Origin of the sequence: Shewanella sp. SR44-3 (genome assembly GCF_014163735.1) — a bacterium.
GTDB lineage: Bacteria > Pseudomonadota > Gammaproteobacteria > Enterobacterales > Shewanellaceae > Shewanella.
This window is the reverse complement of record NZ_JACJDV010000059.1, coordinates 1-12,297: the sequence shown is the minus strand read 5'-3', so window position 1 is coordinate 12,297 and position 12,297 is coordinate 1. Positions and strand designations below refer to the sequence as shown.

The 12,297-nt window shown below is 39.9% G+C and carries 10 protein-coding genes and 1 pseudogene; 2 read left to right on the top strand and 9 right to left on the bottom strand.

Annotated features, from left to right (window positions below; translation table 11 throughout):
* Nucleotides 1-112 precede the first annotated feature (112 nt).
* Genes H5073_RS17260 through H5073_RS17230 form a run of 7 tightly spaced genes read right to left on the bottom strand, consistent with a single transcriptional unit; the run spans nucleotide 113 to nucleotide 8,331 of the window.
* Entirely contained in the window at nucleotides 113-565 is a 453-nt protein-coding gene (locus H5073_RS17260; RefSeq protein ID WP_259394943.1) for a hypothetical protein, read from the bottom strand.
* Between the two features lie 16 nt (nucleotides 566-581).
* The gene (locus tag H5073_RS17255; protein ID WP_123884037.1) at nucleotides 582-1,277 is read right to left on the bottom strand and encodes a HupE/UreJ family protein; all 696 of its coding nucleotides are present in this window, start codon (nucleotides 1,275-1,277) and stop codon (nucleotides 582-584) included.
* The gene (locus tag H5073_RS17250; RefSeq protein ID WP_123884038.1) at nucleotides 1,267-4,410 is read right to left on the bottom strand and encodes an efflux RND transporter permease subunit; all 3,144 of its coding nucleotides are present in this window, start codon (nucleotides 4,408-4,410) and stop codon (nucleotides 1,267-1,269) included. The genes H5073_RS17255 and H5073_RS17250 overlap by 11 nt, the downstream gene beginning before the upstream one ends.
* Nucleotides 4,411-4,419: 9 nt before the next feature.
* Nucleotides 4,420-5,658 (bottom strand): efflux RND transporter periplasmic adaptor subunit, encoded by a 1,239-nt coding sequence (locus H5073_RS17245; protein WP_123884039.1) that lies wholly within the window; start codon nucleotides 5,656-5,658, stop codon nucleotides 4,420-4,422.
* A gap of 7 nt (nucleotides 5,659-5,665) precedes the next feature.
* Nucleotides 5,666-6,952, bottom strand: a complete 1,287-nt coding sequence (locus tag H5073_RS17240) for a TolC family protein (protein ID WP_182680803.1) — start codon at nucleotides 6,950-6,952, stop codon at nucleotides 5,666-5,668.
* Between the two features lie 13 nt (nucleotides 6,953-6,965).
* Nucleotides 6,966-7,946, bottom strand: coding sequence for a M56 family metallopeptidase (locus tag H5073_RS17235; protein ID WP_123884041.1), 981 nt, complete (start codon nucleotides 7,944-7,946; stop codon nucleotides 6,966-6,968).
* Nucleotide 7,947: 1 nt separating this feature from the next.
* Nucleotides 7,948-8,331 (bottom strand): BlaI/MecI/CopY family transcriptional regulator, encoded by a 384-nt coding sequence (locus H5073_RS17230; protein ID WP_123884050.1) that lies wholly within the window; start codon nucleotides 8,329-8,331, stop codon nucleotides 7,948-7,950.
* 91 nt (nucleotides 8,332-8,422) lie between these two features.
* Between H5073_RS17230 and H5073_RS17225 the strand changes: the two genes are divergently transcribed.
* Nucleotides 8,423-8,776: a DUF3147 family protein gene (locus H5073_RS17225; protein ID WP_182680802.1), complete on the top strand. Its 354-nt coding sequence runs from the start codon at nucleotides 8,423-8,425 to the stop codon at nucleotides 8,774-8,776.
* A gap of 79 nt (nucleotides 8,777-8,855) precedes the next feature.
* Here the strand turns inward: H5073_RS17225 and H5073_RS17220 are convergent.
* Nucleotides 8,856-10,125 (bottom strand): annotated as a pseudogene (locus H5073_RS17220) (IS4 family transposase).
* A gap of 116 nt (nucleotides 10,126-10,241) precedes the next feature.
* On the bottom strand, nucleotides 10,242-11,462 hold the full coding sequence (locus H5073_RS17215; protein ID WP_182680801.1) for an OprD family outer membrane porin: 1,221 nt from the start codon (nucleotides 11,460-11,462) through the stop codon (nucleotides 10,242-10,244).
* Nucleotides 11,463-11,850: 388 nt separating this feature from the next.
* Here H5073_RS17215 and H5073_RS17210 point away from each other — a divergent pair, with 388 nt between their 5' ends.
* Nucleotides 11,851-12,177, top strand: a complete 327-nt coding sequence (locus H5073_RS17210; RefSeq protein ID WP_404948412.1) for a CueP family metal-binding protein — start codon at nucleotides 11,851-11,853, stop codon at nucleotides 12,175-12,177.
* Nucleotides 12,178-12,297 lie beyond the last annotated feature (120 nt).

The following is a 12,297-nucleotide window of genomic DNA, read 5'->3' as shown; positions in this document are numbered from 1 at the left end:
GTAGGAGCGGGTATCTTCAATGAGTTTTAAATGTTCAAACAGTGACATTGGTTCGTTTCTTTAAGGTAACATGCTTGCTCAGATCAGGCTTGTTAAGAAAAGTTCCCTTTTATTAACAAACTACGTTCCGGCCCTGACCAGGAAAGGGGGCTGTAAAACTCCCTTTCATGTCATCTGATGTCGCAATAACATAACTCTCATAATATCCAGTGGTATCCCCTTCTGGTTCGCCATGGAGGTCGAAGAACAATGCATCTCCATCGGTTAGCCATTCATAAGTCATTTTTTCATATTGCTGCATCTCGAACTTGTATTCAACACCTTTTCCAGCAGGCACAATGACTTCGATAATTTGAAACTCTGTTGTGCCTTCTACTTTTGAGCTTTTTTGTGTTTGAGTTTCAGGCATGGGAGCTAATGTGGTAACACCTATTTTTTGACCAATGCCTGTGGGATCAATGTTGTATTCAGCAGGCAAAATAAGGGTGACTAACACAAAAGCCGCTAGAACCGTTGCTGCTAAAGAAGCTTTAATTAACGTGTTACTACTTACTGTATGTTGCATATATTTCTCTTTGTTATTAATTAATAAAGTAACCAGTCAATTGATAACCCATCAACATGACACCTGCACTCATTAGTAGGGTATTTGTTAGTGTAGAAAATTGCTGAAATGAAGGCCATTTACGCCAGATGTTGAGAACAATTAATATCACCACTAAAGCCGCGAACTGACCGAGTTCTACACCCATGTTAAATGCGACTAAATTGGTAAATAGGCCTTCACTGGGTAAATTAAATTCTTCTAATTTTGTCGCTAAGCCTAAGCCATGAAATAGCCCGAAAATGAGAACAGCCCATTGCGTGTTAGGTTGCCATTTGAAGCAACGTTTAAAGCCACCTAAATTATCAAACCCCTTATACACCACAGATAAGCCAATAATTGCATCAATAAGGTAGGCATTTACTTGGATATCGCTTAACACACCTAACAGCAACGTAGTGCTATGACCGATGGTGAACATCGTGACATATATGAAAACATCACGGCTTCTATATAAAAAGAAAATAACGCCAACCAAAAATAGTAAATGATCGTATCCGGTAATCATGTGTTTTGCGCCAATGTAAAGAAATGGCACAAACTGTACGCCGCTATTTTGCTCTAAAAAAGCTCTAGTATTGTCATCAACACCATGAGCGAGTACCTCAATGCTAATAAAGGAGCAACATAAGAGGAGTGCGAACAAGCAATAGCTTGATAATTTACTTGGCATTAAATGACTCCAAAGTTTCTGTTTTAATCAAAATCGTATCCTTATCTTTATGTAAAATTCGGTAAAGTGCGGGAATAACAAATAAAGTTAGTAGCGTTGAGGAAATAATCCCACCGATAACTACCATAGCTAAAGGCCGTTGTACTTCAGAACCCATACCACTATTAAACGCCATCGGAAGAAAGCCCAACGATGCAACAAACGCAGTGGTCATTACAGGTCGAAGTCGAGTTAATGCACCGTCAAAAATAGCCTGGTGTAAATTCATGCCCTCTTTTCGTAATTCTCGGATAAACGAGACCATGACTAATCCATTCAAAATGGCAATACCTGACAACGCAATAAAGCCAACTGCTGCTGATATTGAGAATGGAATACCACTTAACATTAATGCAGCAACCCCGCCCGTCAATGCTAAAGGCACGCCTGTAAAAATGATTAATGCATCTTTGATTGAATTCAGCGCTAACACTAATAAACCAATAATCATGAGCAACGTGACTGGTACTACAATACTTAAACGCTGTGAAGCCGACTGGAGCTTCTGATAAGTGCCGCCGTATTCAATCCAGTAACCAGCAGGAATATCAACATTGGCAGCAACGGCTTGTTGAATATCACTCACAAAACCACCTAAATCACGGCCTCTCACATTTGTTGTCACAACGACTCTACGCTTGCCATTTTCTCGATTAATTTGGTTTGCACCATTAATCAATTCCAATGAAGCAAGTTCTTGTAATGGCACAGAACGACCATTGCCCAGATGAATTGGCAAATATGACAGTGCGTCGACATCATTACGCAGTACTTCATCTAATCGAACGACAATATCCGAACGCCTATCACCTTGATAAAACTTGCCAGCAACGGTTCCACCTAGCGCAGTCGCTAATTGGGATTGCAATTGCGCTTTACTGATCCCGTATTGCATAATTTTGTCAGCGTTAGGGATTATGGATAAAAGCGGTAACCCCGTAGTTTGTTCAACTTGCACATCGGCTATACCTTCAACCTGGCTAATGGCTGACTCAATTTCATTACCTAATGCGGCAAGGGTTTCAAAATCATCGCCGAACACTTTAATTGCTAATTCGGCTCTCACACCCGCCAGTAATTCATTAAACCGCATTTGAATAGGTTGCAAAAATTCATAACGATTGCCAGGTATTGGCTCTACCAACGCAGCTAAATCCTCCACAACCTGCTCTTTTGATTTATTAGGATTAGGCCATTGATCACGTGGTTTTAGAATAATAAAGTTGTCTGCAACACTTGGAGGTACAGCATCAGTTGCCACATCGGCCGTGCCTATTTTGGCAAATACTCTTTCAACCTCCGGCATTTGCTGAATTTTTTCTTCTAACACTTCTTGCAATGCAATTGCCTGACTTAATGATGTTCCAGGAATGCGCAGTGCATGCATGGCAATATCACCTTCATCAAGGTTTGGTACAAACTCACTGCCTAGCCGGGTAGCTTGGTGGCCAAAAATGACCACTAACAACACCGCCATACACACCACAATCCAACGACCTTTAAGCACCATATTTAACGCTGGACGATACAAATAAGCCGCTCCACGAATAATTGGACTGTGCTTTTCTTTGATTGGTTTTTTAAATAACAATGCAATCATTGCAGGCACAAAGGTTACCGACAGTAACATGGCACTTAATAGGGCGATAACAACGGTAATGGCCATCGGGTGGAACATTTTCCCCTCTACACCTTCAAGGGCGAAAATGGGTAAATACACGGCAGTAATAATGAACACACCGAATAACGCTGGGCGGATCACTTCACGGGTTGCATCAAACACTAGTTCTAAGCGTGCTTTCAAAGGTAAAGAATGTTGCCCAGCTTGACTCAGACGGCGCAGGCAGTTTTCAACAATGATAATTGCACCGTCCACTAACAAGCCAAAATCAAGCGCACCTAAACTCATTAAATTGGCACTAACACCAACTTGAACCATGCCTGTCACAGTCATTAACATCGCAAACGGGATCACCAATGCGGTTAAAAATGCGGCCCTGAAATTACCAAGTAAAATAAACAACACAACTACAACTAAAATAGCCCCTTCGGTCAGGTTTGTTTGTACTGTACTAAGTGTTTGATCAACTAACTTAGTACGATCGTATACCGCGGTAGCCACAATCCCTTGAGGTAAGCTTGCGTTAATTTGTTTTAGCTTCTCACCTACTGCGTGAGCCACTGTGCGACTATTCTCGCCGATAAGCATAAATACAGTGCTCATCACCACTTCACGGCCATTTTGGGTGGCAGCACCATTGCGCAGCCCTTTTCCATCACCAATATCTGCCACATCTTTTATGCGAACAGGTGAACCATCAATACTTTTTAGCGGAATGTTACCAATGGCTTGTAAGTCTTCGGCTTGCCCAGGAATACGCATAAGCCATTGCGCGCCATTTTGCTCAATAAATCCTGCGCCTTGGTTTTGATTATTTTGTGCAATTGCGTCAACCACATCAGCTTGAGTAACACCAAACGCGAGCAGTTTTTGGGGTTTGAATGCAACCAAAATTTCACGTTCAAACCCACCAATAGGATTCACCTCAACAACGCCAGGCACACGCATTAGTTGCGGACGAATAGTCCAATCGTGCACAGTACGTAGGTCGGTGGGTGTAATCTCGGAGCCATCGGCATGTGTTGCATTGGGTAACGCATCCACTGTGAACATGAAAATTTCACCCAGCCCAGTGGCAATCGGTCCGAGTTCAGGCTCAAGTCCTGACGGTAATTCTGAACGCGCGGCAGATAAGCGTTCACTCACCAATTGCCGAGCAAAATATACATCGGTATTGTCATCAAAAATGGCAACAACTTGCGATAAACCATAACGTGACACAGAACGGGTATATGTAAGCCCAGGCAATCCCGCAAGCGCATTTTCTAATGGAAAGGTGACCCGTTGTTCAATTTCTAACGGTGTATACCCTAGTGCTTTGGTGTTAATCATGACTTGTACATTGGTGATATCAGGGACAGCATCAATAGGCAGCTTGGTAAAATTCCAGGCGCCCACAAAAGCCGTAATCATCACTAGTACTAAAACGAGTACATTGCGCTTTATGGAAAAGCGTAAAATAGATTCCAACATTTACTACTCCTAGTGATCGTGCGAAGCGCCAGACTTTTCAATGTCAGCTTTAATGATGTAACTGTTTTCAGTCACATAGGTTGCCCCTAATGCAATTCCACCAAGAACTTCGACCCACTCACCATCATCTTGACCAAGCTCAAGCATTCTCACCTCGTATTGTTCACCTACTTTTGCATAAACTACGGTAAAGTCCCTGAACCCTTGCAAACCGACTTTTTTTACTGCGACAGGCACATCAATCGTCGCCACCTCAATATCAGCGTTAACAAACCCACCGTCGGCCAGAGCATTATTCACATTCGGCACCTTCACCCATACTAATTTAGCCTGGTCATCGCGGACTTTTTGCTCAATAAACTCAACCTTCCCTGTAAGCGGAGTGTCATAACCTTCAATCTTTACGGTTACCGGAGTGCCAACAACGACATTTTTATAATCGGCGGGATATACTGCTAGCTTGGCCACATATTGCGACGTATTGGTTAGGGTCAATAAGGTTTTTGACGCTGTTTGTTCACCACTATTGGCATACTGTTCAGTCACAATGCCGTCGGCAGGAGATGTGATTTGATAAGGCTTAAGGCTTTCGTTACTTTCAACTGTCATCAGTGTCTGCCCTTGCTTTACAAGGTCGCCTTGTTTAACAAACAACTTGGTGATTACCCCGTCAAATCTGGCTGATATATTATGTGTCGCACTCGCTGGAAGCGATAAACGCCCATAAGCAGGAATGGTTTGATGAAGTGTTCTAGCCGCGACAACATCGGTACTAATTCCCATAGCTTCAGCCACTGCTGGCTCAATACGAGTTCGGCCTTCAAGGTTATCGTATTGCCAGCGATAATTTTTGCCCTGATATTTAGCGCTAATGGTGACCACAAATGAATGAGGTTCGTAAATTTCTAAATCTCCACGTAAAAAGTCACCTTCGACACGAAAGTTAATATCGTCTACAACATCACCAAGACGGGTAAGTTGAACATTCAAAGCCACTTTATCCGGTGAAACAGGCTTGCCTGCATCGGTTACCCACACCCTAAACTCCGGCGGTACACCCGTTTCAAAAATAGCTAGCTCCAAAGCCATATTGTCGTCTCGCAACATGCGGCCTCTGTGGGGGCCTTTTTCTGGCTCAGCTTCTTCCGCTTCAGGGGCAGATGATGCAGACACTGAAAATGAAGGGCTCACACTTAAGCAAAGAAATATTGCAAAAGTCAGTGATGTAAAAATATTATTATTTTTCATAAACGTCTCACAATGATATAGATGCGCCCGTTAGGCGTTGAATTTCAAAATGTTGTAAATGCAAACTCTCGTATGTATTTAACAACTCCGATTGGGCATTAAGTAAATCACGGCGTATATCACTCCATTGACTGTAGCTGAGTTGTCCAAGTTCAAAGGCTCGAACAGCCTCTTTTAATGTCACTTCTAATGTTGGGATTATCGTTTTTTCAAAAGCATCGATAACATGCCGTGCATGGGCTATTTCTTGTAGTTGTACATATAACTGTGAGTCGAGCTTTTGCATTAACGCTACTTGTTCGACAGCAAGCACGTCTTGCTTGGCTTGTAAGGTCGAAATAGTCCCTGCATTACGGTCGCTTGCGCCAAAAGGAACCGATACACCGGCAACAAGGCCAAAGTCATCTGTTGCTTCATAACGGCGAAAACCAGCAGAAAATTGCCATTGAGATTTAGCCTCTATCCGCGCCAGCTCCAATTGTGATTGTGCTATGCGGGTAGCGGTTGCAAATTGAGTGATATACGGGCTTTTTTTCAGTTTATCGAGTTCCTTATCTAAACTTGATAACACAGGCAGAGCGAATAAATTACCATTGACTCTAAATTGGGTGCCTGGCTTTCCCCACAACGACGACAATTGATACTGGCTAGCTTTTAAATCGTGCTCTGTATCTTCAACAGCTAGCTGCATCCGCACGATTTCAACTTCTGCCATACGCATTTCAATCGTTGAGCTTCTGCCGGCACTGACCCGTTCAGATATGGCTTTAAGCACTTCGTTCGCTTGAAGCGTTGCCATTTGATTCAACTTCAGACGCTCTTGCTTTACTAAGATTTGAGTAAATTGTTTTGCTGTACTCGCCGCTAAATCCATTGTGACAATGTGCTTATCAATATCTACCTGCTCCATCTCTGTTTGTGCATTGCCAACACGGCTATTAATTTGCTCTTGTTGCAACAACCAGGAATACGTCAGTGTGGTTTGCATATTACTCAGCCCACTATGTTCACCGACGCCTAAACCATCTTCAAAAGTAAGCCCAATTTGTGCTGGCTCACCAATACCTGCTTGTTGTATTGCTCCTTTTTGCATATTTGTCTTATGCAAAAATACCGCTAACTCAGGGTGGTGACTTAACGTCATGCGAATAGCGTCTTCTAAATAAAGTGGCACTTTTATTTCTGTGTTGTCTTTTGCTGTCACAGAAAATGCTAAGGCCGAGATAAAAAAACCACACAAAAACCGATTGGCAATCGGTTTTTTATCTATGGTTGTTTCAACAATATTATTCATTCATAACCCTTATTTAATGGTTGAAATAGGTTTCGATTAGATGGTGGAGGCTATCAACAGTTGATAATGTGAATAATGTAGTCACGAGGAAGCATAACCCTGTAAATGCCAGTTTAGCTCCAGATACTTGCTCTCTTGGAGAAAGAAGGTTTTCTACCCGTAGGGTAATTTGGTCTTTACTAAAATGACTGACTTGAACTCCTTCACAGCTAACAGGTAACAGACGTTGTTTCTTAGCGACTGTAACTAAAGTTTGTGCCACATCAAGGTTGTCATGGTAGAGCGTGACGGCATCGTCTGCTTGTTGTTCTGTTAATAAAGTAAAATCTTGTTGTAAAGAGCGGCGGATAGGCTTCGGATAAAGTAGGCAGAAAAAAGCGTAAATACTTTTGAATAAGGGATCTCTTGCTCTAACATGTGCTAACTCGTGTTGGATAATAATATCAACAGCAGATTGTTCAAGCTGTTGTAGTAATCCTGATGTAAGGTAAACCTTTGGCTTGAATAAACCGATGGTAAAAGCCGCAGGCATGCTTAATGAGATTGAAAAAACAGTATCTTCATTTTGACCCGCGATAGGCTGAACATCTGAAAGTTTAAAAAGATTGTGTATTGCGATGGAATGACGGCGAACTTGAATAAAGGAAATGTTAATCAACACCGCCAATACGACTGCTGCAATGACCAAAGTTAATCCATGCCAGCTTGTTACTATAAATAGATCGATATGATGCCAATGTGCAACCTTTTCCATCCAAAGAATTAAATATCCATTCCCTTGACGAGGGAACAGTATTCCTACGCAAAATAGCGCAATCCACCAAGGAGAAGTAACCATCAACCACAAAATTCGTTTTCGAGCGATAAAATCAAATGCATCTAAGCTGCTTCTAATCAACGGGACAATAGCAGATATTAATAGTGTAACGATAACAAAAGCCGTTATTGCAACACTAATCAAATTTAATAAAATCGCCACGTTACCTTCGAGCATCTTATGCTTGCCTACTACGTAATTTTCGTTGTTCTTCTATAAGCTTTTCCAATTCATCAAATTGAGCGTCGTCAAGATTTGCTGAAGATGAAGCAAATGCAGCAATCAGGCTATGTTCACCATCTTCAATAAAGTCGGCTGTAACATCTGTTATTAATGTTGCGATAAGTGATTCTCTATCAACTTTGGCGGTATAAAAATGTGCATGCCCTTGCTTAGTTCTACTTAACAAATCCTTTTTGAACAGTCGATCTAACGTAGTTTGGATCGTATTTAATGAATTTCCACGAGTAATCCCAACTACTGCATGTACACGCTTTGCATCTGCTTCTTTCTCAGACCATAGGAATTGAAGCACTAACTTTTCTAAGTCACCTAATTGCATCAAATTATTCTCTTAACTATTTATCAATAGTATGACAAACTAAAAACCTATCGACAATCGGTTTTTTGATTTTTATGAAAACAGAGAAATTATGACCTGGATAATTACAAAATATCTCATTACAGCTGCAATCATTGTTGCGGCTTCAGAAATAGCAAAACGCAGCGATAAATTTGGCGCACTAGTAGTTGCTCTCCCGATTGTAACTATCATGGCAATGATTTGGATGTATGTCGAAAATGAATCAAATGAAAAAATAGCTAATCATGCTTGGTATACATTTTGGTATGTCATTCCTACGTTACCGATGTTTCTATTGTTTCCAATGCTTTTAAACAAGTATAGTTTCTGGAGTTCTTTGTTAATTGGCGTAATGATATCAATCATTTTTTTTGTTGGGTTGACGTGGTTTTTAAAAAACTTTGATATCGATCTAATCCCATAAAAATTACTAGTTACATGATTAAATCATTAACTCATAGGCTCGTAATCTATATATCTAATGCTTACTCATACACTGGACCTTAAGCATTAAGTCTGGCATAAATCCCATCTAAGGTTATGTCTTTTTTAGATTTTCTTTGCTGTGACTTTGGGGCGTTTCTTGTTATATAGCAAATCGCCCAGTCTAGCTTTTCTGTTATTTCTGACCAGGCTCGATGACAGATACATTCAAAGATAGGCAGTAGCCAAACGTCCACATTCTTTGCTGCTTTGAACAGTGAAACTGAGGGCATTATTTGAAGTGCGGTACTGCGCCTGATGATAACTGCCAGCAGACTGGCCCAGACTAGGCCGTCAACTATCGCTTTTTGCGCGGTAGCAAATCTCTGCCAGTTTGTATGTGATTTCAACTCTTTGAACAGCAGTTCAACCTGCCAGCGGCAGCGATAAATCGCCATAATATCATCGGCTGAGTAGGCCTCTGTCGGTAGGTTTGTTAACCAGATACAAAACCGCTTTTCTTCTGCGAACCAACGTCTTACAACTCGAAACTCCTGTTTGCCTCTGTGGACTTTGAGGTCAAGGATTTCAGCGCGGTTGGTACGGCGCGTTATGTCTTTGAGCTTCATTCCTGCAAGCTTAGGAAGAATGCGGCCCTTGCCATTTTTAGCTTCTACAACCCTTGGATTGAGTGACTTTGCACCCCGAACAATATAGAAACCATTATGGCGTTCCACATCGGCAAAAAACTCAAAATCAGGGTATCCCGCATCAGCCAGAAGTAGCTTGTTTTTCATCTTAAATGGCTTGGGAAGATAAGCTCTTTCTGAAGCCGTATCAGCTGTTATCGTCATCGCCGTCGGGTTAAAGGTACGCAGTGACATGGTCATATGGCACTCTATCCGCAGCTGGATTACGTTTAAAACGGCTGGGGTAGACATCGGCTAACGCCTTGTGAACATGAAAAGAACTGCCATCCTGAAGCAAGATATCATCAAAGCAAGACAGCTTCTTCGGAAGCTGAGCACATTGCTGGCGGGCAAATTGAGCGATAGCCAACTGTACCAGTTGCTGCATAAAGTGAGGAAAGGCTTCCTTACGGAGCTGGTTGTGGAAAGGCTTGTAAGCCACATTATCTTTTTCAGTCAAACACATACCATTGAACTGACGATGCAAGTCTGCAATGGCATGACAGTTACCTATACTTAACGCAGACATCAAGCTTGGGACCAGTAGTTCTGGTAGCACAGAGCGATTTCGTTGAATAAACCCCGTGCGCTTAGCCGTTTTTTGAAGGATGTTTGCATTGAAGAATTGCATAAACTGCTTTTTTAAGGAGATAATCGTCATCGGCTTTATTTATTGGTCATGGTAGTTTGTTTGGCGACAATTATCAGATCATAAATAAGGCCTTTTTTCTACCTAAAATATAGCGTTATCGCTAAAGATCCTGTCTATGATAACCGCTAAAAGCTATAAGAGAATTTTGTCCTTAAATCAGTAGCATCTTTTTGATTATTTTCATAATCCAATATTGAAAAATCAACTGATATACCGCAATTAGCTAGTTTACCATCAAATTGATATGCAAGATTAACCGTCCATTCATTTAAATCTTTTCCAACTATGGGATTGTCAAAAGATGTATAAAATAATTTACCTTTAATATTAGAGATAGTAGAACCTAACCCCAGTTGATACGAATTTGTGCCCGCTTCAAATGCAGCAACACCCGCAGTTTTAGTAGTTGCAGTAAACTGATAATAAGCTCCTTGACCTATGCCTCTAAAAACTCTATTTTCTCCTTCATTCCCTCCAGCTAATGTATAACCAGCGAAAAAATCTACTCCCCCTTGGCTGAAACCTACTTTAAAGCCCAAAAGATCATTATCAACTAGTTCATTTTTATCCCACTTAGTTTTGTAGTACTGCACCGCAATATAACTGTTAAAGTTAGTTGGAAATGTATATTCTTCATCCGCATAAAGTGCTTGGACTTCATTTACTACATTTGCGTACTGTGAGTTAATTTTAACTTTTTTAGCTATCCGTTTATTAACTTGTGCGAAAAAGACGCCATCATTGCCTATTTTATAAAAGTCGCCAGGGGAACCAGAACCATTATAATCAAAATCAACAAATTCATTATCAACATAAAATGATTTATCTGTTCGAGTCTGATATTTAGTCACATAACCAATCGAAATATCAGTATCCTCAAAATGACTTGAAGATACCTGATACATTTCAAAAGACTCTTTTACCAATCTTGAACCTGAGTTAGCGATCAAGGGTGATGAAAAGTGTTGTCTACCTCCAGAAAACACAGTATCACCAAACTGATACTTCAAAAAAGCTTCTGATAATACAATACCTTGTGCGTTTATACTGCCCGCAGTTCTATCATCATTATCATTGATATTACTAACGTATGATCCCTGTACTTCTCCTCCCAATTTAAACCCATTAAACTCTGATGTATTAAAAGTAACATTACCACCATTCACCCAAATCGAGCTATTCTCTGCATTTGAATCGTCAAAATCTTGTTCGAAATAGTACGATTTCGCTGTACCTCCAACATTACCATTGTGTATCCATTCAGAAAAACTTTCAATATCACCATTAGAGAATGCATTATTACTCATTGCTAATATCACCAAAAAATATTTATTATATTTAAACATGTAAACCTTATTAACGTTAAGTTACAAACAAGAAACTATATTGAGCAAAATAAAAACCGAAGATAAACAAATAAATTACAAACCCAATCAATAATACAAATAAAAACATTTTTAACAGTGATCCATTTCACAACAAAAAATATTAAACTCACAAAAATAACAAATTAAAATAAGACATAGGTTTAAAACCAAAGTTAAAAACTTAGGTGAAGGAAATATTAAAAAAGCACTTAAAGGAAAGATTTAAAATAACAAAAAATATTAAATTAATATCAAAAATGTTAATTCGATCAATATAAAATAAACTACAAACATTACAATAAAAATAGATAAACACATTTAAACAAAATATATTATCTCACAAAAACAACATAGGAAGATTCATATCATGATTAAAAAAAATATTTTACTAGGACTTATAATTGCTTTTTCAAGTCAATCATATGCCGCCACAATAAATTCAGAAACGTTTAAAGATTTAGATTATAAGAGTGCTGTAACAACAGCACATACACTATATAAAAATAATGAAGGGATAATGATAAAAGTTCTACCCAATAGAATAGTTGCAACTTTTTCAGATGGTAAAAGTAGTTCTGTAGCAATACCAAAAGATCAATTTTTTCTATCAATAGCTCCGTACATTAATAGCTCTCATCCATGTACTAATCATGTTTTAACAGGTTGTACCGGTGAGATAAAAAATCAAGTGTAAGCGTCTGGGCAACTACACCTATCTTTTAAAATTCCATGGTAACAGGCTGTCTATATCCGGTGCTGGTTGGCACAGTTCATTAAGGCAAGCCATGATGTAATCAAATGGGACTAAGCCATT

Excerpts from the sequence above, each read along its gene's own strand:
- H5073_RS17260 (WP_259394943.1), bottom strand. The coding sequence starts at position 565 with ATGCAACATACAGTAAGTAGTAACACGTTAATTAAAGCTTCTTTAGCA.
- H5073_RS17255 (WP_123884037.1), bottom strand. The coding sequence starts at position 1,277 with ATGCCAAGTAAATTATCAAGCTATTGCTTGTTCGCACTCCTCTTATGT.
- H5073_RS17250 (WP_123884038.1), bottom strand. The coding sequence starts at position 4,410 with ATGTTGGAATCTATTTTACGCTTTTCCATAAAGCGCAATGTACTCGTT.
- H5073_RS17245 (WP_123884039.1), bottom strand. The coding sequence starts at position 5,658 with ATGAAAAATAATAATATTTTTACATCACTGACTTTTGCAATATTTCTT.
- H5073_RS17240 (WP_182680803.1), bottom strand. The coding sequence starts at position 6,952 with ATGAATAATATTGTTGAAACAACCATAGATAAAAAACCGATTGCCAAT.
- H5073_RS17235 (WP_123884041.1), bottom strand. The coding sequence starts at position 7,946 with ATGCTCGAAGGTAACGTGGCGATTTTATTAAATTTGATTAGTGTTGCA.
- H5073_RS17230 (WP_123884050.1), bottom strand. The coding sequence starts at position 8,331 with ATGCAATTAGGTGACTTAGAAAAGTTAGTGCTTCAATTCCTATGGTCT.
- H5073_RS17225 (WP_182680802.1), top strand. The coding sequence starts at position 8,423 with ATGACCTGGATAATTACAAAATATCTCATTACAGCTGCAATCATTGTT.
- H5073_RS17215 (WP_182680801.1), bottom strand. The coding sequence starts at position 11,462 with ATGTTTAAATATAATAAATATTTTTTGGTGATATTAGCAATGAGTAAT.
- H5073_RS17210 (WP_404948412.1), top strand. The coding sequence starts at position 11,851 with ATGATTAAAAAAAATATTTTACTAGGACTTATAATTGCTTTTTCAAGT.